This is a genomic window from Neisseria sp. HMSC055H02 (assembly GCF_001813335.1).
Classification (GTDB): Bacteria; Pseudomonadota; Gammaproteobacteria; order Burkholderiales; family Neisseriaceae; genus Neisseria; species Neisseria sicca_C.
The window spans coordinates 86187-105732 of the sequence record NZ_KV812125.1 but is presented as its reverse complement, the minus strand read 5'-3'; the positions used below and the strand labels follow the sequence as shown (position 1 = coordinate 105732).

Genomic DNA, 19546 nt, shown 5'->3' with positions numbered 1-19546 from the left:
GTCTGAAAAACATTTTTCAGACGACCTTTTTGTGTCATAGGGAGAAACCAGCTTTAGTTGTTTTTCAATCCTAAAACGCCCTGCATATCGTACAAACCTGTTTTGCCGTTGACCCAAACTGCGGCGCGGACGGCGCCGGCGGCGAAGGTCATGCGGCTGCTGGCTTTGTGGGTGATTTCGACGCGTTCGCCGTCAGTGGCGAAGAGGGCGGTGTGGTCGCCGACGATGTCGCCTGCGCGGACGGTGGCAAAGCCGATGGTGGACGGATCGCGCGGGCCGGTGTGGCCTTCGCGGCCGTAAACGGCGCATTGTTTGAGGTCGCGGCCGAGTGCTTCGGCGATGACTTCGCCCATGCGCAGGGCCGTGCCGCTGGGGGCGTCGACTTTGTGGCGGTGGTGGCCTTCGATGATTTCGATGTCGTAGCCTTCGTTGAGGACGCGGGCGACGGTGTCGAGGATGTGGAAGGTTAGGTTGACGCCGACGCTGAAGTTGGCGGCGAAGACGACGCCTGTTTTTTCGCCTGCGGCTTGGATGGCGGCTTTGCCTGCGTCGTCGAAACCGGTGGTGCCGATGATGATGTTGACGCCTTTTTCAACGCATTTTTGCAGATGTTTGAGGGTCGGCTCGGGACGGGTGAAGTCGATGAGTACGTCGCTTTGGGCGAGGATGGCATCAACGTCGTCTGAAATGGCGATGCCGGTTTTGATGCCGGAGGCGAAACCTGCGTCCAAGCCTAAGACTTCGGAGCCTGAATGTTCGAGTGCGCCGGAGAGGACGGTGTCGGGATGGTTGTTGACGGCTTCAACCAGTACGCGCCCCATGCGGCCGTTGACGCCGGCGATGGCGATTTTTAATGCGCTCATGCGGTTTCCTTAATGATTATTGTGCAGTTTGGGCTGCTTTTTGTTCGGCTTGGAGGGTTTCGATGGATTTTTGGATGGCATCGCCTTCTGCGCGGACAAGGACGTCGTTTTCAAAATAAACGGTGAGGTTGCTGCGGTCTTTGATGATGCCGTTGCGGCTGGTATTGAAGGTGTAGTCCCAGCGGTCGGCATGGAATGCGTCGCGCAGCAGCGGGGTGCCAAGCAGGAGTTGGACTTGGTCGCGGCTCATGCCTGCTTGGAGGGAGACGACGGCGCGGGGATCAAGTTCGTTGCCTTGGATGACTTTGAGTTTGTAGGAGGGGAACAGGGAAACGCGTTCGGCGCTGCATGCGGAAAGTCCGATGAGGGCGGCGAGGGCAAGACAGAGGGGTTTGTTCACAGATATGCCTTTCTGTTCGAATTCGGGTGGAAGGGTATCATTGCTTGAATTTTTTGAAAAAGCAAACGATAATCATCTCTTTGATTATAATTTCAGCCGGCTATCGTTTGTATGCAAACAAAACTTGTGGTTTTATTGCAAACCGCTATGGCGTAATAGTGGGCAAGCGGGCTGAAATTGCGTATTATAACGTCTATTACTTCACAGGGATATTGAATATTATGGAAAAATTCAGCAATATTGCGCAATTGAAAGACAGCGGTTTGAAGGTTACCGGTCCGCGTTTGAAAATCTTGGATTTGTTTGAGTCGCATGCTGAAGAGCATTTGAGTGCCGAAGATGTGTACCGTATTTTGCTGGAAGAGGGTGTGGAAATCGGCGTAGCGACGATTTACCGCGTGTTGACCCAGTTCGAGCAGGCAGGCATTTTGCAGCGCCACCATTTTGAAACCGGCAAGGCGGTTTACGAATTGGACAAAGGCGACCACCACGACCATATCGTCTGTGTGAAATGCGGCGAGGTAACGGAATTCCACAATCCTGAAATCGAAGCCTTGCAAGACAAAATCGCGGAAGAAAACGGCTACCGCATCGTTGACCATGCGCTTTATATGTACGGCGTGTGCGGCGAATGCCAAGCGAAGAGCAAACGCTGATTCCCGTTTTAAAAGATGTTTGATGTTCAGACGACCTTGGATGAGAATTTGGGGTCGTCTGAAATTTTTTGCGGAACATGAACATCATGCCGCTGCAAATCAGAATAATATAGTGGATTAAATTGAAATCAGGACAAGGCGAGGCAATGCCGTACCGGTTTAAAGTGAATCCACTATACCTTAGGATTTTTAATGAGTATCCCCTTGCTTTACCCTAATGATTACACTTTCCCCGACCCGTTTTGCGCGCTGGAAGAGTGCGACGGCGTGGTCGGTATCAGCCGCGATTTGGACACGGGACGGCTGCTGTCGGCGTATCGGCAGGGGATTTTCCCGTGGTTCAGCGAAGACGGCTGGTTTTTTTGGCATACCATAGATCCGCGTGCCGTCATCGTGCCTGAAAATCTGCATATCGGGCGTTCGTTGGCGAAAACCTTGCGCAACAAACCCTATCGGGTAACGGTCAACCAATGTTTCGAAACCGTCATTGCGCATTGCGCCGCCTTTCCGCGCCCCGGTCAGGACGGCACATGGATTGTTCCCGAATTCCAAGCCGCTTATACCGAGCTGCACCGCTTGGGGCACGCGCATTCGTTTGAATGTTTCTATCCCGATGAAACAGGTCGTCTGAAACTGGCGGGCGGCTTTTACGGTGTACAAATCGGACGGGTATTTTACGGAGAATCCATGTTCGCCCTTGAGCCGGATGCCTCCAAAATCGCCTTCGCGCGAGCCGTCCCGTTTCTTGCCGGATTGGGCATCGAGTTGATTGACTGTCAGCAAGATACCCTGCATATGCATCGTTTCGGTTCGGAACCGATACCGTTCGCTGAATTTCAGACGACCTTGCAACGCTTGAACGCTTTGCCTTTGAAGGAAGCTTTGTGCGCGAGGGTGGTAGGTGGAACGTTGGAATAGCGGCAAGTGAAATGTCCGATTTAGGTATTTTACGTTTCACGATGTAGAGTCGGCTTCGAGTCAGAAGCGAATAGAAAAAGGTCGTCTGAAAACCCAATTTTTGGTTTTTCAGACGACCTTTGGATTATATTAGGCAAGGGCAATACTTGTTTTATAGTGGATTAAAATTGCAATGATACGGCGTTGCCAACGCCCTTATGTACTACCTTGTACACGGCGGACGTTGGCGCCTTGTCTCATTTTTATTTTAATCCACTATATCTTGCAGCAGGATTTTCGTCAAAACAGTTTTTGCGAGTCCAGCAGCAGGGTAACGGGGCCGTCGTTGCACAGGCTGACCTGCATATGTGTTTGGAAGCGGCCGGTTTGCACGTTCAAACCATGTCCGCGCAATAGTTCTGCGGTATGCAGATAGAGCGTTTGCGCCTGTTCGGCAGGGGCGGCTGCCGAGAAAGACGGACGGCGGCCATTTCGTGCATCGGCATACAACGTGAATTGTGAAACCAGCAGGATTGAGCCGCCGACATCTTTGACGGACAGGTTCAATTTGCCGGCATCGTCTTCGAAAATACGCAGATTGGCGGTTTTGTCGGCAATATAGCGCGCATCTGCTTCGGTATCGTCGTGGGTAACGCCGAGCAATATCATCAACCCGTTATCGATTTCGGCGCAGGTTTCCTTATGATTTCCGTCCAATACATCGACACGGGAACAACTCACTTTTTGAATGACGGCTCGCATAGCGGTTCTTTATCTCTATTTCAAAAGATTGGTTGACGGCAGATTCAAATACAAAAGTGTTTCGACAGCAATGCAGGTAGAAAAGGTCGTCTGAAAAACGTTATGGTTTCAGACGACCTTTAGGTGGATTGCATCAATGCCGCAAAAAGAATCCGGCTTAATTTCCTTTACTTATCCGTTATAGGAAGCTTAAAGGTTATTTGGCAGGTTTGATGTCGGCTTTTTGCAAGAGCGCACGCATAGTGTCGTCAATGCGGGCAGTACTCAGGTCGCGGGCTATGTTGCCTTTGATTTCGTTAAAGGCAGGAACTTTGACATCGCGGCGGTCGTCAACGTAAAACACGGCGTAAGAATTACCGTCTTGCAGCGGTTCGGATGTCGCTTCACCTTTTTTCAGGTCTTTGACTGCTGCGTACAGAGGCGGTGCGGCTTCTTGCAAGTCTTTCAGCGGAACATAAGCTTGAGGAATACCGCCTGCTTTTTTGGCTTCTTCATCAATCGAATATTGTTTCAATACTGCGGCAAAAGCCTTCTTCGCCTTCAAATCGGCAGCAGCTTTTTGTCCGTCGGCTTTAGTTCGGGTGACGATTTCCCCTAGGCGTACTTCCTGACTGCCTTGGTAGAATTTGGCAAATTCATCGTAGGATTTTTTAATTTCTTGTTCGTTGACAGGATTTTTGCGCAATACGTCGATGGCCAGAGCTTGTCCGAGCAGGTCGTCTTCAAATGCCGCCCATTCTGTTTTGAAGGACGGTTTTTTGTCCGCACCTTGTTTCTTCGCATCTGCACGGGCTTGTTCGAGGGCTTTTTTGAATTCCGCACTTTGGTCCAGTTTGCGGCGTCTGGCTTCTTGCGCGATAACCGTGCTGATAACTTGGCGGTTGGCCAGCTCTTGTCGCAGTTGTGGAGAATCCTGGATTTGTTTGTTTTCAGCACGCAAGGCGGCAACTTGTCCGTCAATCACGCTGCTGTCGATGGTTTGTCCGTTGACGGTAACCAAAGTTTGGGCAAACAGGCTGCAGGATAGGGCGGCCATAACCAATGCGGCTGTAAAATGGGTTTTTCTCATAATCTTCTCTTTAATTTGAAACACTACGGATAATTCAATGGAAATATTCGTCGGGCGTTGCCGCCTTAATGCTTAAGGCATGGATGAAACCGCCGGCAAACAGGTCTTGGAGCAGGTTTTGAACCATGCGTTGGCGTTCAATACGTTTCATCCCGGTGAAAGCCTCGCTGACGACGGTTACAGCATAATGCCCCCCGCCTTTATTGCCTGCGTGTCCTTTGTGCAAATGGCTGTCGTCTTGAAACTCGAATATCTGAGGATTTAGAGTTTTCAGGCGACCTTCTATTGCTGAACGCATATCCATTATTTAAAAACAGCTTTGTAGGGCTTAATTAAAACTTCCTCATATACGCCCGCAGCGACATAAGGATCTTGTTCCGCCCATTCTTGGGCTTCGTCAAGCGATGCGAATTGGGCGATGATAAGGCTGCCGGAGACGCGTTCGGGATTGTCGGGCAGAGGATTCGGTCCGGCTGTCAAAAGGCGCCCTTCGGCTTGCAGGGCTTCCAAACGTTTCAGATGATCGGGACGTGCAGCCATACGGGCTTCATGTACGTCGTCTGCATCAGTGGCCAAAAGCATATAATATTCCATTGCTTAATTCTCCTTTGGTAAATGTTTGCCCAAATAAATACCTTGAGCGATAAAGAAAGCGAACATCAGTCCGGTCGAACCGAACATCTTGTAATTCACCCAATGACTTTCAAAATGAGTGAATACAAACCAGTTGGCTATGCCCATAAATACGAGAAACGCTATCCAAGCATAGGTCAGATTATTCCAGACGGTATCGGACAATTCGAGTTCCTTGCCCATTGTAGCCTTAAGTCCGTTTTTTCCGGCAAGGTGGCTGAAAAGCAAGACCAGTGCACCTATCCAAAACAATACGGTCGGTTTCCACATGATGAATCGCGGATCTTTCAGCAGGATGGTCGCCCCGCCGAATACCACGATTAAAACCAATCCGACCCACTGCATCGTATCCAGCTTTTTAAATTTCCAATAGGTAAAGGCCGCCTGCAAAACACCGACTACCAAAGCTACGGCTGTCGCGGCAATCATGTCTTTCGTAACCGTATAAGTCAGAAAAAACAAAATTACCGCCAATAAATCACTCAGAATTTTCATATATAAAAAACAAAAATGAGGAAACCAAACAATCAAACGGCAATCATACAGGCAGCTGCGGTTTTTTGCATTACCGCAAATCTGAAACTTTGGTTTGTTTGATATGCCGACAGTTTGTTGTAAGGTTTTAAAAATGCAAATGGAATGATAAAATAAGTTCTCAATAGATTTGTAAAAAAGAAACACACCGATGCAAACAGCAACGGTTTATGACATTTTTGATAACATAAATGACAGTGTTACTTGGCAGATTAGGGACTTAGACTATATCATAACGTAATATATCGTAATAGACGGTTAAGTAATCGGCAGTACAGCAGGATTCATTTCATAGGGGACAAGTTTTGAAAAAACATTACAAAATCAAACTTATCGCAGCTTCCGTTGCCTTAGCGGTTTCGGTGGGTGCAAGCGCAGGGTTGGGCGGTTTAAATGTTCAATCGCATTTGGGTGAGCCGTTTTCCGGCAACATCACCGTAACCGGAGAAGAAGCACAGGCATTATTTAACGGCGGCAAGGCTTCCGTATCGAATGCCAACCTCAGAACCAGCGTTCACAGAGCGGGCGATCGTGCGGTCATCAATATCCGTTCGGCTAAAGCCATCAAAGACCCTGTGCTGATTTTCCAAGTCAGCACCGGCTCTCAATCTCGAGAATATACCGCAATCATCGATCCGGCTGATTACTCGGTCAAGGGCGACAGTACGCCCCGCGTTCGTCAGGAGCCGCCTCCCGCATACGCTTCCCAGCAGATAGACCGTCAAGCTGCACGCGAACGGATTAACCGTGCGCTGCGTAGTGGAAATGCGTCTGCAGATGTTGCGAATAATACGCGTAAAGAGGGAATCGACAATAAAAAGTCAAAAAATGCCCAAACACAGCCTAAACAGATGCAAAATGTAGCCTCTTCTGTACAGGGCGAGCCGCGTTATAGCAAACGACATTTAGTCAAACAGGGTGAAACCCTGACTGAAATTGCGACCCGTATCCGTCCTCAGGGTATGACGGTCGAGCAGGTAATACAGGCATTGGTAAAAGCCAACCCTAGTGTGTTCATCAATAAAAATGCCGACCATATGTTGGCTGGCAAAGTATTGAATATCCCGACCCAGTTCGATATGAAACAGGCAGCCGCTAAACAGGCCGCCGAGAAGTCTCTTGTGTCTGATAAACAGCAGCCGCAGACCGCAGCAGCATCTAAAGCATCGTCTGAAAAATCAGAAGCTGCCAAAACTAATGCATCTGCGGAAAATAAGGCAGGTGAAAATAAGGCTGGCGAAGAGGCTAAATCAAACAAAGAAGCCAAGCTTGAACAACAACCGGCACAAGTAACCGCTTCCGCTCCACAGGGTGCAACACAAGAACAAGCTGCTTCATCCGTAGGCACTGAGGAAGTATTACAACCCGGCATCGCAGAACAAACCGCTGCAAGTGAAACAGCAAAATCTACGCCGGAAGCCCAAGTTGAAGAAGCTTTGGCTGCTCAGCAAAATTCCGCTGCTCAAAGTGAAGCAGTAGAAGAGTCGTCTGAAGATGGCGGATTATGGCGCTGGCTGTTAATCGGCGGCGGTGCGCTGTTGGCATTGTTGCTGTTACTGAAAGCTTTGGGCAAACGAAAAGCAGCTGCTGTCGCGCCTGTCGTACCTGTTCCTTCTGCAGGATATGACGAAGAAGATGACGACATTAGCTTTGCAGAAACCGTGATAGCTGACGAGGCGAAGCCCGAACAGTTTGTTCAAGCGAAAGCTGTTCCGGCAGAAGAGCCTGACGGACTGTCTATCGAGGATGATTTTGACGACGAGGCTTTTTTTGTACAGCCCAATGCAGCCAAAGAAGCCGCTGAAGATGAGATCAATATCAATATCGATGATATTGACGATAAGCACGTCGGCATCGTATCCAGCGCAGTTACCGTGGATGAGGAAACGGAAAAACGCCGTGATTTGGATTGGGACTCTGTTGAATCGACAGAAAGCGTCTATGAGCCCGAGCCGGAGAATCCGTATCAACCGGTTTCAGTAGTTATAGAAAGCAGACATCAAGAGGAGTCAGTAGAAGAGCCTGATAATACGGCCCATATTCAGCAATTTGATGAGGTCCAATCAAACTTTGACACGTCTTTCCATGACGCTAGTGAAGAAACCAAAGAGGCGGATGCCTCAGTAGGTGAAGAAGAGTATTCTTATACCGAATCCGCCGTTGCGGAAGAAGTTTCTGATTTGGAGTTTGACTACGAAGCCTCCGACGCTTCTGAGGTTCAACAGCAGGAGCAGACTGTTAGCGCAGAAAATGTCAAAGACTTTGAAGAAGCAGAAGAAGGATGGGACTTCTTCTCGGAAAAAAACGAATCCCAGCCTATCGAGCCGCTGCCTGAGTTCACAACATCTGAGCAAACATCGTCTGAAAAATTAAATGGGGACGAGGCTTTAGAGTTTGCTTCCGTTGATACCTCAGCCGATGAAGCCGTAGCCGAAGAGCCTTTTGAAATCAAACAAGATGAAGGCATTACCTTCCAAGAAAGCGACGAAGATTTCGGATTGGCTGATTCCCAAGGTAACGGAGTAGAAGAGACCATCGAATGGGAAAACCTAACAGTTGATGAAGAAGTAAGCAAGTCGGCATTTGACTCAGGCTTTATTTCCGAATCCGTCGGAATGACCGCTCCTTTAGAAGCCAAATACGAATTGGCAAAAATGTATGTCGAAATTGGAGACCCCGGTGCAGCCCGTGAAACTTTGCAAGAGCTGATGGAAGAGGCTACCGGCGATATCTTGGATAAAACCAAAGCCTTGTTGGCAGAGTTAGGCTGATTAATCTGACAATCCCTTTGGGGAAAGAAAAATAAAGATGCCGTTTCTAAAAGCGGCATCTTTTTTATTGCTATACTGTCGGATAAGCAATTTTCGTATGATTTTGTTCGAATATCGAGCCTTCACCGATTATGATGTTTCCTTCTTCAAAGCAGCCCGCAGTTTGCCGTTGGGCATTAATCCTGTCTTATGATGGCAGCCGATTTTACGGCTGGCAAAAACAAGCTGGCGACTTGCCTACTGTTCAGACGACCTTAGAATATGCACTCAGCCAAATTGCGGGTGAAGCCATCCGAACCATAGTTGCCGGACGGACGGACACAGGCGTACACGCGACTGCGCAAGTCGTCCATTTCGATACTACAGTAGTCCGTCCCGAGCAGGCATGGGTGCGGGGCGTCAATGCCCATCTTCCCGAAGGTGTGTCTGTATTGTTCGCACAGCAAGTGGCCTCCCATTTTCACGCCCGCTTTGACGCATACGGTAGAAGGTATCGTTACCTTTTAGAATCATCTCCCGTCCGTTCCCCGATATTGCAAGGCAGGGTAGGGTGGACGCATCTCAAGCTCGATCCTGACAAAATGCAGCAGGCGGCCTTATTATTAGAAGGCGAACATGATTTCTCCAGCTTTCGCGCTGCCGAATGCCAAGCAAAATCCCCCATCAAAACCCTATACAGTGCAAAAATCAGCGGTACGCCGCAATTCCTCAAACTGGATTTACACGGCAATGCCTTTCTGCACCATATGGTGCGTAATATTATGGGCGCATTGGTTTATGTCGGCAGCGGCAGGCTTAGTGTTTCCGGATTTCAAACCTTAATTGGAGAACGCAGCCGCCTCAAAGCCCCGCCGACCTTTATGCCTGACGGATTGTACTTAACCGGCGTGGATTATCCGCCCGAGTTCGGCATCATCCGTCCCGAAATGCCCGAATGGCTGTGAGGTCGTCTGAAATACTGTCAAGCCTTATTTTCCCCTTCAATAAAGAAAGGTCTGGCCATTCCCGCGCCGACAGGAATCTAAGCATTGATTTTTAGAAATATTCAAAATTACCGTACTCAAGCTCTTATATTTCTTTCGAATCAGGAATGAAGATTTGAAATATCCTGTTTTTATTTTCATACACTATAAAAAATTGTTTGAAATCTGTACGCATTCTTTTCAGACGACCCTTTCTCTTTTCGATAAACCAACCCGCAGATAAAGCCTGTACTACGGAGTTGGAATGGCAGCCACCGTAGATCAGGAGATATTTATGCCCGGCAAACCCTATCAGGGTCAAGCAGGCATGAATACCTGAACGATGTTTCCAGTTTCCTCGCTTGCCTGAATTAGCCAAAAAACAACAGCCAGTCCTAAAAAACTACCGTTCGGGAAATCTGTGTTGTAAAAATGCAAATAATAGGAAAATCGGTATTACCATATGATTTATAAAGGAAATATTTTGAATCTTATGTTGTTAGCAGGGTGGTGTGGCGTAAGGGGGGAAGAAGGGGAAGTGAATAAAGTTTGTTTTTTTAGAAAGGAACAATTATAGTGAGAGTCATGGAATCGCTGATTCCAGCGATAATGTAAAGCCTAAGCGGACTCTGTCCGGGTCTGCTTAAGTTATTTCTTCACGATAGAAAAGGAATACAGCAATGAAAAAATCTCTGATTGCTCTGACTCTGGCAGCTCTGCCTGTTGCAGCTATGGCTGACGTTACCTTGTACGGTCAAGTTAAAGCCGGTGTTGACATTTCCCGAGTTAAAGAAAAAACTACAGTTAACGGTGTAACTACCAAGGATACAACCAAAACTGCTACTGAAATTGCTGACTACGGTTCACGCATCGGTTTCAAAGGCCATGAGCACCTGAGCAATAACCTGAATGCTATTTGGCAAGTAGAGCAAAACACTTCTGTTGCCGGTACTGACAAAGGTTGGGGAACTCGCGAGTCCTTCATCGGTTTGGAAGGCGGTTTCGGTAAAATCCGTGCCGGTAAACTGAATACCCCTCTGAAAGACAGCAGCGACAGCATCGATCCTTGGGAAGCCAGTGATGCAAACTCAGATGTTTTGGCATTAGGTAAATTCGAACGTGTAGAAGATCGTAAAGTGTCTGTACGTTACGATTCACCTGTATTGTCCGGTTTCAGCGCAAGCGTACAATACCAACCACGTGACAATGCGAATCCCAAAGACAAATATACTCATGAAGTTAAAACTGGTGCGTCTTACCATGCTGGTCTGAACTATGAGAATGCTGGTTTCTTCGGTCGTTACGCTGGTCAATTTGCCAAGTATGACTTGAAAAAAGCCGATCGCGATGATGTCAAGGCAGCCCGTGAAAAAGATGACTGGGGTTTAGAAGTTGGCGATGTAACTGGTATTTCTGTTAAAGACCATCAAACTCATCGTTTGATTGTCGGTTACGATGCTAACAACGCTTTGTTTGCCGTAGCAGGTCAGTACGATGCTTCTAAAAACGTAGACAGCGGCAAGAAAAACGAGCAAACTGAAGTTGCTGCAACTGCCGGTTACCGTATGGGTAATGTAATGCCACGCGTATCTTACGCTCACGGCTTCAAAGCCAAAAAAGATGGCGAAAAACAAGGCAACAGCCAATACAACCAAGTAATCGTCGGTGCTGACTACGACTTCTCTAAACGCACTTCTGCCCTGATTTCTGCCGGTTGGTTGAGAGAAGGTAAAGGCGACAACAAATACGAGAAAACTGCTGGTACAGTTGGTCTGCGTCACAAATTCTAATCTGATACGGTTAGTTTAAATAAAGAGCCTGCTTTATGCAGGCTCTTTTTGTCTGTTTGGATAAAATGCGGGATACGTAGTATGTCGATTGCAGGCCAAGTCGCATTTATGCCTGGCAAAAAGCTCCGTCCATGCTGCCGTTTTTGCTTCTCTATGCACGGAAGTAGCTGTTGAAAATATCCTGTTTATTTTAATCCGTTAAATAAAAGGTCGTCTGAATCCCTGTGTACGCAGGCTTTTCAGACGACCACTTTTTTAGATGGAGCTTAATCCGTGGGTAAAGCCCACGTTGCAAACTTTCAGGCGGGCAACCGTAGCGTGGGCTTTACCCGCGAAATATGGCAGGTCAAAACAAGAGGGCTGCAATTTTGTCATTCCTGCGCAGGCGGGAATCCAGACCTCGACATTTTGGGAAGATTTCAAGGATGCCGCAACTTCACATTTCTAGATTCCCGCCTGCGTGGGAATGACGGCGGTAGGAGGGAATTTCAGGCGACCTCACCTCAAAAATAATCTGCGGGTAAAGCTCATGCTACGACGGGCCATCCTCATACAAGCGGGGCGAGAATGGCGAGTCTAGACTAACCTTTTGCAAAAACCGTACTACTTACCGCATTCGTAGGCTTCGATTTCACCGATTTTCGGTGCGTATCCGCTACCCGTGTCGTGGCGCAAATCCAGCCAAATATCCACCAATGCCCATGCAGCAGGGGTAGCGATGACGTTTTGCCCCATGCACAATACCTGCGCATCGTAGTTTTCTACCGAACCGCGCAAAGTGATTAAATCATGCGCCGTTGCTGCCCGTATGCCGCGGACTTTATTGGCTGCAATCGCCGTACCGATTCCTGTACCTCAAATCAAAATAGCGCGGTCGGCTCGCCCTGCCGCTACTTCTTGCGCCGCAGCAAATGAAAGCTGCGGATAGGTGCCATTCGGCAAGGATAAATCGGTTAGGCTGTCAATTCGCGGATCGTTTTGCAAATGCGCCTTGAGCGCGTCTTTTAATGTTGTCCCGTTGGCAGGGGCGGCGATAATCAAACGCATGACTTACTCCTTGATAGTTGGAGGGTAAGTGTTTTCCTTTGTAAATTTACCGTAATTTATGATATTGCAACAGGATTTATTTTTTGTTACGGGTGTCGGGCAGGAATTTTCGGCTTATGGAGTGGAGCAGGGCGGGTTGGTAAAACCGACAAGGCATTGGGGCGAAAAGAATTCGTTGGGTCTTGATTTGCCCCTGCGGTATTGTAGCTAAGCCTGTTTGAAGGTCGTCTGAAATGCCTATCTCTGTCCGTACAGGGAGACGGCAGGTGTCGTATCAAAAAATAAATGAATCCGCCGTATTTGTTTTATCTGTCTTGGTTCCCACCAATCAAAAAGGTCGTCTGAAAACCGGAAATTCCCATTTTCAGACGACCTTTTCATGTTTCAACCCCTATCAAGCGTCAATGTTTTGCGCAATCAGGGCGTTGTTTTCGATGAAGGCGCGGCGCGGTTCGACTTCGTCGCCCATCAGGGTAACGAACACTTCATCGGCGGCGATGGCATCTTCGATGCGCACTTTCAACAAACGGCGCACGGCAGGGTCCATCGTGGTTTCCCAAAGCTGCTCGGGGTTCATCTCGCCCAAACCTTTGTATCGCTGGATGGACATGCCTTTTTGGGCGTTTTGGAGCAGGATGTTCAGCGCGGTTTCAAAGCTGTCTACGTCGTACTCGTTCTCGCCTTTATAAAGCTTGGCACCCTCGCCGACCAAGCCTTTGAGCGCGGCGGCGGTTTGGGTGAGGGTTTGGTAGGCTTTGCTGTTGAGGAACTTGGGTTCGATGTAGCTGACCATGACGTTGCCGTGCAGCTTGCGGGTAATTTTGATGAAGCGGTTGCCTTCGTGTCCTTCGATGCGTTCTAGGGCAATCTCCTTTTCGTCGAGCAAACCTGAAAGTTCGGCCAAGGCTTTATCGGCGGTTTCAGACGACGTCAAATCAATGGGCGACGCGTAAAGCATTGTTCTTAGGAAGAGTTGGTCGACAAAGCGGCTTTCCTGTTCGATGACGGTTTTCGCCTGCAAGAATTGTTTGGCAATATCGGCGAGTTCTGCACCTTCGATGGTGCGTCCGTCTGAAACGATTTTGGCTTTTTCCAAGGCAAGGCCGAGCAGCCATTGGTCTTTTTCCAGTTCGTCTTTGAGGTAACGCTCTTGCTTGCCGTATTTGGCTTTGTAGAGCGGCGGCTGGGCGATGTAGATGTAGCCGCGTTCGACCAGTTCGGGCATTTGGCGGTAGAAGAAGGTCAAAAGCAGGGTGCGGATGTGCGCGCCGTCCACGTCGGCATCGGTCATGATGATGATGCGGTGGTAACGCAGTTTTTCGGGATTGAACTCTTCTTTGCCGATGCCTGCGCCCAGCGCGGTAATCAGGGTGGCGACCTCTTGGCTGGCGAGCATTTTTTCAAAACGGGCTTTTTCGACGTTCAGGATTTTGCCTTTGAGCGGCAAAATGGCTTGGAATTTACGGTCGCGGCCTTGTTTGGCGGAACCGCCTGCGGAATCGCCCTCGACCAGATAAAGTTCTGACAAGGCAGGGTCTTTTTCTTGGCAGTCGGCGAGCTTGCCGGGCAGCCCCAAGCCGTCCATCACGCCTTTGCGGCGGGTGATTTCGCGGGCTTTGCGGGCGGCTTCGCGCGCGCGGGCGGCATCGACGATTTTGCCGGTGATGATTTTGGCTTCGTTCGGATTTTCTTCGAGGAAATCGGTCAGTGCTTGGTTGATGACTTCGTTGACGACGGGGCTGATTTCGCTGGAAACCAGTTTGTCTTTGGTTTGGGATGAGAATTTGGGGTCGGGCAGTTTGACGGACAACACGCAGGTCAAACCTTCGCGCATATCGTCGCCGGCCGTTTCAACTTTGGCTTTTTTGGCGACTTCGTTGGCTTCGATGTAGCTGTTGATGGTGCGCGTCATCACTTGGCGCAACGCGGTCAGGTGCGTACCGCCGTCGCGTTGCGGGATGTTGTTGGTGAAGCACTGCACGCTTTCCTGATAGCTGTCGTTCCACTGCATCGCGCATTCGACGCTCATGCCGTCTTTCTCGCCGAACGCATAGAAGATTTTTTCGTGCAACGGCGTTTTTTTGCGGTTCATGTATTGCACGAAACCTGCCACGCCGCCGGAAAGAGCGAAGCTTTCGTGTTTGCCGTCGCGCTCGTCAATCAATTCGATGTCCACGCCGTTGTTCAGGAAGGAAAGTTCGCGGATGCGTTTGGCGAGGATGTCGAAGCTGTATTCGACGTTGCCGAAGGTTTCCGCGCTGGCGAGGAAGCGCACGGTCGTACCTTTTTTGTCGGAATCGCCGACAACTTTCAGCGGCTCTTCGGTTTCGCCGCGCACGAAGCGGACGAAGTGTTCCTTGCCGTCGCGGTAGATGGTCAGCGTTACCCAGTCGGACAGCGCGTTGACGACGGATACGCCCACGCCGTGCAGGCCGCCGGAGATTTTGTAGCTGTTGTTGTCGAACTTGCCGCCCGCGTGCAATACGGTCATGATGACTTCGGCGGCGGAGCGTCCTTCTTTCGGGTGGATGCCGGTGGGCATACCGCGCCCGTTGTCGGCCACGCTGACGGAATTGTCGGCATGGATGGTTACGGTGATTTTGTCGCAATGTCCGGCAAGGGCTTCGTCGATGGAGTTGTCCAATACTTCGAACACCATGTGGTGCAGGCCGCTGCCGTCCTGCGTGTCGCCGATATACATACCGGGGCGTTTGCGTACCGCTTCCAAGCCTTCCAGCACTTGTATGCTGTCGGCGCCGTATTCTTCGTGTTTTTGGTCAGTCATGGTCTTTATCTGTAAGATTTTTTAAAAGAATTTCTGCTGAGGTCGTCTGAACGACAGTTGGGCGCGCCACCCGGACGGTCAAGCTGTCCGACGGACGGAAATAGACCGTTATTATACCTGATTTTGCTGGAAAATTCAGCGTTTCGGGTGTGCGGAAAGGTCGTCTGAAACTTGTTTGTACTCGGTTTCAGACGACCTTTTTCATATTTTTTCCGTTTTCAACATTCCACAACACGGACGGATACGGGGACGGCTTTTTTCTGGAGGGTGATGGCGAGTCCGGCAAGCGAGGTTTCTTTGTAGGTGGACTTCATGTCGCGCCCTGTCTGCAACATGGTTTGGATGACTTCGTCGAGCGAGACTTTTTTGTCCGTGCCGTCTTCCAGCAGGGCGAGGGTGCCGAGTTTGAGGGCTTTTTCGGCGGCGATGCCGTTGCGTTCGATGCAGGGGATTTGCACCAATCCGCCGACGGGGTCGCAGGTCAGGCCTAAATGATGTTCCATCGCCATTTCAGCGGCGTTTTCCACTTGTTTGGGCGTGCCGCCGATGACTTCGGCGTATGCGCCCGCCGCCATGGAGCAGGCGACGCCGACTTCGCCTTGGCAGCCGACGTCTGCGCCGGAGATAGAGGCGTTGGTTTTGTAGAGGATGCCGATGGCGCCTGCGGTGAGCAGGAAGTTTTCGACACGCTCTTGTGTGGCGTGCGGGTTGAACTTGCGGAAGTAGTGCAGGACGGCGGGGATGATGCCGGCGGCGCCGTTGGTCGGTGCGGTAACGACGCGTCCGCCGGCGGCGTTTTCTTCGTTGACCGCCATGGCGTAAACCATGGGCCAAAGCTGGGTATTGACGATTTCGGTTTCGCGCAGGGCTTTGAGTTTGGCGGCAAGCTGCGGGGCGCGGCGGCGGACGTTCAAGCCGCCGGGCAGTTCGCCGTCTGCCGCCAGCCCGCGTTTGATGCAGCCTTCCATAACGTCGGCAACGCCGGCGACGCGGCGGCGGATTTCGGCTTCGCTGCAACCGGCAAGCGCGGCTTCGTTTGCCAATACGGCTTCGGAAATATCGAGCTGGTTCATGCGGCATTGGGCGAGCAGTTCGGCGTAGCTGGTGTAAGGGTAGGGGACCGGGCGCGTTTGTTCGGCTTGTTTGTCAAACTCTTGATCGGTAACAATAAAGCCGCCGCCGACGGAATAATAAATTTGTTCTTTGAGCTTGCCGCCGTCTTTGCCGTAGGCGGTGAAATTCAGTCCGTTCGGGTGTTTGGGCAGCACTTGGTCGCCGCGTATGTTCAGGTCGCTGTCGGGGTTGAAGCTGATTTCGCGTCCGTTGAGGCGGAGGATGTGTTGCGTGCGGATGCGTTCGAGACGGTCGGGGATGTCGGCGAGGGGGATGTCGTGCGGCAGGCTGCCTTCCAAGCCGAGCAGGAGGGCGTCGAATGTGCCGTGTCCGCGTCCTGTCAGCGCCAGCGAGCCGTAAATGTCGATGACGATGCGCTCGGTTTGCGTGTCCAGCCCTGATTGTTTGAGGTCGTCTGAAAAGGCGGCGGCGGCTTTCATGGGGCCGACGGTGTGGGAGCTGGAGGGGCCGATGCCGATTTTGAAAATGTCGAAAATGCTGATCATGATGTTTCCGTTGATTTTGTTGAATTACTTTTTCCGTTTCGCCCGCGGATGCCCCTCGTCGTAAACCTTTGCCAGATGGTCGAAATCCAGCTTGGTGTAAATCTGCGTGGTCGAGAGGTTGCTGTGCCCCAGCAGCTCTTGCACGGCGCGGATGTCGCGCGAGGATTGCAAAAGGTGGCTGGCGTAGCTGTGGCGCATCATGTGCGGGGAAATATGTTGCCCGCTGCCCTGCTGCACCGCCCATGTCTGAAGGCGTTTTTGGATTTGCCGCTGTCCGAGCCGCGTGCCGTTTTTGCCGGTAAAGAGCGCGGTTTCGCCGCTTGCCGCCACGCGTTCGGACAAATAGGCGCACAAGGCTTCGACGCTTTTGCCCGATAGCGGGACTTGCCGCTCTTTCCTGCCTTTACCGGTCACGCTTACCCAACCTTCGTCCAGCAACACATCGCCCAAATCCAAGCCGTGTATCTCGCTCAGGCGCAGACCGCTGCCGTACATCAGTTCAAACAAGGCATGGTCGCGCACTGCCAAACCGTCGTCGTCGGGCGAGCTGTCGAGCATATGGTTCAACTCTTCCTGCGGCAAGGCTTTGGGCAGGCGTTCGGGCAGGCGCGGGGCTTTCAGGTTGAAGGTCGGGTCGTTGTCCATCATGCCCGACTGCACGAGCCAGCCGCAATATTGCCGCCACGCCGATAATTTGCGCGCCAGCGTCCGTTCGCTCAAGCCTTGTTGCGACAGCCGTTTCAACGCCGCCACGAAATCGCGCCGCGTCAAATCCTGCGCCGTTTCAGACGACCCCTCCGTCAAAAGCCGCACGAGTTCGGTCAAATCGCGACCGTAGGCAGACAGCGTGTGCGCCGACTTGCCTTGTTGTCCCAACATTTTCAAATAGCCGTCCAAAGACAGTCCGAAATCGCGCGCCAACATTTTCAGACGACCTCCAACACGGTTTTCAAAGCCTCCGGCAATCGGCACACTTTTTGGCGCGCATAATCGAAACACACCATGCCCGTGCGCACCCGCGCCAGCACCTTGCCGTCCGCGATGCGCGTCAGGCGGAACAGCAGCGCAAACCCGCCCTTGCCGATATCCTCGACGCCCATCTCCGCCGACAATTCATCGCCGTAAAAGCCTTGTGCCAAATATTGCACCGCCGCGTCCGCCATAATCAGCCCCGCGCCGCCCGCGTCCGTTTCGCTCCAGCCCAAACCCGCCAGCCAGCGCATCCGCACCTCATGACACAAACGCAAAACGGCATCGTTCGCCAGATGGCCGCCGTAATTCACATCGCCCACCTGCACGCGCAAGGTCGTCTGAAACAACACCGCATCCATATCCGCTATTGCAAACTTACCCATCACACCCCTCCCGCCGCCGTTTCAGACGACCCCGAAAACAAACCGTTATTATAAACCATGCCAGAAAAATACCGACCGCCCCGTTTGCCCGCCGCAGCCGCTCAAAATCTCATTAATATATAAAACTGATGTAGCCCTGTGTAGTTTTTTAATAAGAAAAACATTATAATTTCCCACATCACCATCCCGCTACCTCACCAAGGAGATTTAAATGGCACTCGTATCCATGCGCCAACTGCTTGACCATGCCGCCGAAAACAGCTACGGCCTGCCCGCATTCAACGTCAACAACCTCGAACAAATGCGCGCCATCATGGAAGCCGCAGACCAAGTCAACGCCCCCGTTATCGTTCAAGCATCCGCCGGCGCGCGCAAATATGCAGGTGCGCCGTTTTTACGCCACCTGATTTTGGCAGCCGTCGAAGAATTCCCGCACATCCCCGTCGTCATGCACCAAGACCACGGCGCATCGCCCGACGTGTGCCAACGCTCCATCCAACTGGGCTTCTCCTCCGTCATGATGGACGGCTCGCTGCTCGAAGACGGCAAAACCCCGTCCACCTACGAATACAACGTCAATGCCACCCGTACCGTCGTTAACTTCTCCCACGCCTGCGGCGTGTCCGTCGAAGGCGAAATCGGCGTCTTGGGCAACCTCGAAACCGGCGAAGCCGGCGAAGAAGACGGCGTAGGCGCGGCAGGCAAGCTCTCGCACGACCAAATGCTCACCAGCGTCGAAGATGCCGTGCGCTTCGTCAAAGACACCGGCGTGGATGCACTCGCCATCGCCGTCGGTACCAGCCACGGCGCATACAAATTCACCCGTCCGCCCACCGGCGACGTATTGCGCATCGACCGCATCAAAGAAATCCACCAAGCCCTGCCCAACACCCACATCGTCATGCACGGCTCCAGCTCCGTTCCCCAAGAATGGCTGAAAGTCATCAACGAATACGGCGGCAAAATCGGCGAAACCTACGGCGTACCCGTAGAAGAAATCGTCGAAGGCATCAAACACGGCGTGCGCAAAGTCAATATCGACACCGACCTGCGCCTCGCCTCCACCGGCGCCATCCGCCGCTTCATGGCAGAAAACCCGTCCGAATTCGACCCGCGCAAATACCTGAGCAAAACCGTCGAAGCCATGAAACAAATCTGTCTCGACCGCTACCTCGCATTCGGTTGCGAAGGTCAGGCAGGCAAAATCAAACCCGTTTCCCTTGAGAAAATGGCAAACCGCTACGCCAAAGGCGAGCTGAACCAAATCATCAAATAAACAACGGGACAATCAAACGGGCGGCCATCCAAGCCGCCCGTTTTGTTTTGAAGGGTGTATGGGTCAAGTGCAAACCCGTACGGCACTGCCCGTCCTGATTTATAGTGGATTAACTTTAAATCAGGAC

18 protein-coding genes and 1 pseudogene are annotated in these 19546 nt (G+C 51.3%); 7 read left to right on the top strand and 12 right to left on the bottom strand.

What is annotated here, in order from left to right; genetic code table 11:
• Window positions 1-53: 53 nt before the first annotated feature.
• Together dapB and HMPREF2907_RS10525 are read right to left on the bottom strand one after the other, a co-directional pair.
• Window positions 54-863, bottom strand: a complete 810-nt coding sequence (gene dapB / locus HMPREF2907_RS10530; RefSeq protein ID WP_070682648.1) for a 4-hydroxy-tetrahydrodipicolinate reductase — start codon at window positions 861-863, stop codon at window positions 54-56.
• A 16-nt stretch (window positions 864-879) separates the two neighbouring features.
• Window positions 880-1263 carry an outer membrane protein assembly factor BamE gene (locus HMPREF2907_RS10525; protein WP_003757199.1) on the bottom strand — a complete coding sequence of 128 codons (384 nt, stop codon included), beginning with the start codon at window positions 1261-1263 and terminating at the stop codon, window positions 880-882.
• Between the two features lie 158 nt (window positions 1264-1421).
• Between HMPREF2907_RS10525 and fur the strand changes: the two genes are divergently transcribed.
• Entirely contained in the window at window positions 1422-1919 is a 498-nt protein-coding gene (gene fur / locus HMPREF2907_RS10520; protein ID WP_003766333.1) for a ferric iron uptake transcriptional regulator, read from the top strand.
• Between the two features lie 192 nt (window positions 1920-2111).
• The gene (gene aat, locus HMPREF2907_RS10515; RefSeq protein ID WP_070682647.1) at window positions 2112-2837 is read left to right on the top strand and encodes a leucyl/phenylalanyl-tRNA--protein transferase; all 726 of its coding nucleotides are present in this window, start codon (window positions 2112-2114) and stop codon (window positions 2835-2837) included.
• A gap of 279 nt (window positions 2838-3116) precedes the next feature.
• Here the strand turns inward: aat and dtd are convergent, their stop codons facing one another.
• The 5 genes from dtd to HMPREF2907_RS10490 form a co-directional block, all read right to left on the bottom strand.
• Entirely contained in the window at window positions 3117-3578 is a 462-nt protein-coding gene (gene dtd, locus HMPREF2907_RS10510; protein WP_070682646.1) for a D-aminoacyl-tRNA deacylase, read from the bottom strand.
• A gap of 196 nt (window positions 3579-3774) precedes the next feature.
• Window positions 3775-4647: a peptidyl-prolyl cis-trans isomerase gene (locus HMPREF2907_RS10505; protein ID WP_070442980.1), complete on the bottom strand. Its 873-nt coding sequence runs from the start codon at window positions 4645-4647 to the stop codon at window positions 3775-3777.
• Window positions 4648-4681: 34 nt separating this feature from the next.
• Entirely contained in the window at window positions 4682-4951 is a 270-nt protein-coding gene (locus HMPREF2907_RS10500) for a BolA family protein (protein ID WP_003742784.1), read from the bottom strand.
• Entirely contained in the window at window positions 4951-5241 is a 291-nt protein-coding gene (locus HMPREF2907_RS10495) for a YciI family protein (protein WP_060974705.1), read from the bottom strand. The genes HMPREF2907_RS10500 and HMPREF2907_RS10495 overlap by 1 nt, the downstream gene beginning before the upstream one ends.
• A 3-nt stretch (window positions 5242-5244) precedes the next feature.
• Entirely contained in the window at window positions 5245-5775 is a 531-nt protein-coding gene (locus tag HMPREF2907_RS10490) for a septation protein A (protein ID WP_039406027.1), read from the bottom strand.
• 344 nt (window positions 5776-6119) lie between these two features.
• Between HMPREF2907_RS10490 and HMPREF2907_RS10485 the strand changes: the two genes are divergently transcribed.
• The 3 genes from HMPREF2907_RS10485 to porB all read left to right on the top strand — a co-directional run bounded on the left by HMPREF2907_RS10485 (window position 6120) and on the right by porB (window position 11337).
• Entirely contained in the window at window positions 6120-8585 is a 2466-nt protein-coding gene (locus tag HMPREF2907_RS10485; RefSeq protein WP_070682645.1) for a FimV/HubP family polar landmark protein, read from the top strand.
• 131 nt (window positions 8586-8716) lie between these two features.
• Window positions 8717-9529, top strand: a complete 813-nt coding sequence (truA, locus tag HMPREF2907_RS10480) for a tRNA pseudouridine(38-40) synthase TruA (protein WP_070682644.1) — start codon at window positions 8717-8719, stop codon at window positions 9527-9529.
• A 698-nt stretch (window positions 9530-10227) separates the two neighbouring features.
• Window positions 10228-11337: a trimeric porin PorB gene (gene porB / locus HMPREF2907_RS10475; protein ID WP_070682643.1), complete on the top strand. Its 1110-nt coding sequence runs from the start codon at window positions 10228-10230 to the stop codon at window positions 11335-11337.
• A gap of 603 nt (window positions 11338-11940) precedes the next feature.
• Here porB and HMPREF2907_RS10465 read toward each other — a convergent pair.
• The 5 genes and pseudogenes from HMPREF2907_RS10465 to HMPREF2907_RS10445 all read right to left on the bottom strand — a co-directional run bounded on the left by HMPREF2907_RS10465 (window position 11941) and on the right by HMPREF2907_RS10445 (window position 18119).
• Window positions 11941-12384, bottom strand: a pseudogene (locus HMPREF2907_RS10465) (RpiB/LacA/LacB family sugar-phosphate isomerase).
• A 394-nt stretch (window positions 12385-12778) separates the two neighbouring features.
• Window positions 12779-15169 (bottom strand): DNA topoisomerase (ATP-hydrolyzing) subunit B, encoded by a 2391-nt coding sequence (gene gyrB / locus HMPREF2907_RS10460; protein ID WP_070682641.1) that lies wholly within the window; start codon window positions 15167-15169, stop codon window positions 12779-12781.
• A gap of 218 nt (window positions 15170-15387) precedes the next feature.
• Window positions 15388-16788, bottom strand: a complete 1401-nt coding sequence (locus HMPREF2907_RS10455; protein WP_070682640.1) for an L-serine ammonia-lyase — start codon at window positions 16786-16788, stop codon at window positions 15388-15390.
• A gap of 24 nt (window positions 16789-16812) precedes the next feature.
• A complete protein-coding gene (xerC, locus tag HMPREF2907_RS10450) occupies window positions 16813-17712 on the bottom strand; it encodes a tyrosine recombinase XerC (protein ID WP_070682639.1) in 900 nt (299 codons plus the stop codon).
• 2 nt (window positions 17713-17714) lie between these two features.
• Window positions 17715-18119, bottom strand: a complete 405-nt coding sequence (locus HMPREF2907_RS10445; RefSeq protein ID WP_318259122.1) for an acyl-CoA thioesterase — start codon at window positions 18117-18119, stop codon at window positions 17715-17717.
• On the opposite strand from HMPREF2907_RS10445, the gene HMPREF2907_RS13625 reads away from it, so the two are divergent.
• Window positions 18054-18197, top strand: a complete 144-nt coding sequence (locus HMPREF2907_RS13625) for a hypothetical protein (protein WP_318259123.1) — start codon at window positions 18054-18056, stop codon at window positions 18195-18197. The two genes, HMPREF2907_RS10445 and HMPREF2907_RS13625, sit on opposite strands and share 66 nt — an antisense overlap.
• 157 nt (window positions 18198-18354) lie before the next feature.
• Window positions 18355-19419 (top strand): class II fructose-bisphosphate aldolase, encoded by a 1065-nt coding sequence (fba, locus tag HMPREF2907_RS10440; RefSeq protein WP_003761919.1) that lies wholly within the window; start codon window positions 18355-18357, stop codon window positions 19417-19419.
• Window positions 19420-19546: the final 127 nt, after the last annotated feature.

Coding starts and splice junctions, on each gene's coding strand:
- truA (WP_070682644.1), top strand. CDS start 8,717: ATGATGTTTCCTTCTTCAAAGCAGCCCGCAGTTTGCCGTTGGGCATTA.
- HMPREF2907_RS10455 (WP_070682640.1), bottom strand. CDS start 16,788: ATGATCAGCATTTTCGACATTTTCAAAATCGGCATCGGCCCCTCCAGC.
- HMPREF2907_RS13625 (WP_318259123.1), top strand. CDS start 18,054: ATGGCCGCCGTAATTCACATCGCCCACCTGCACGCGCAAGGTCGTCTG.
- HMPREF2907_RS10505 (WP_070442980.1), bottom strand. CDS start 4,647: ATGAGAAAAACCCATTTTACAGCCGCATTGGTTATGGCCGCCCTATCC.
- dapB (WP_070682648.1), bottom strand. CDS start 863: ATGAGCGCATTAAAAATCGCCATCGCCGGCGTCAACGGCCGCATGGGG.
- porB (WP_070682643.1), top strand. CDS start 10,228: ATGAAAAAATCTCTGATTGCTCTGACTCTGGCAGCTCTGCCTGTTGCA.
- HMPREF2907_RS10500 (WP_003742784.1), bottom strand. CDS start 4,951: ATGGATATGCGTTCAGCAATAGAAGGTCGCCTGAAAACTCTAAATCCT.
- xerC (WP_070682639.1), bottom strand. CDS start 17,712: ATGTTGGCGCGCGATTTCGGACTGTCTTTGGACGGCTATTTGAAAATG.
- HMPREF2907_RS10445 (WP_318259122.1), bottom strand. CDS start 18,119: ATGGATGCGGTGTTGTTTCAGACGACCTTGCGCGTGCAGGTGGGCGAT.
- gyrB (WP_070682641.1), bottom strand. CDS start 15,169: ATGACTGACCAAAAACACGAAGAATACGGCGCCGACAGCATACAAGTG.
- aat (WP_070682647.1), top strand. CDS start 2,112: ATGAGTATCCCCTTGCTTTACCCTAATGATTACACTTTCCCCGACCCG.
- HMPREF2907_RS10490 (WP_039406027.1), bottom strand. CDS start 5,775: ATGAAAATTCTGAGTGATTTATTGGCGGTAATTTTGTTTTTTCTGACT.
- HMPREF2907_RS10495 (WP_060974705.1), bottom strand. CDS start 5,241: ATGGAATATTATATGCTTTTGGCCACTGATGCAGACGACGTACATGAA.
- fba (WP_003761919.1), top strand. CDS start 18,355: ATGGCACTCGTATCCATGCGCCAACTGCTTGACCATGCCGCCGAAAAC.
- dtd (WP_070682646.1), bottom strand. CDS start 3,578: ATGCGAGCCGTCATTCAAAAAGTGAGTTGTTCCCGTGTCGATGTATTG.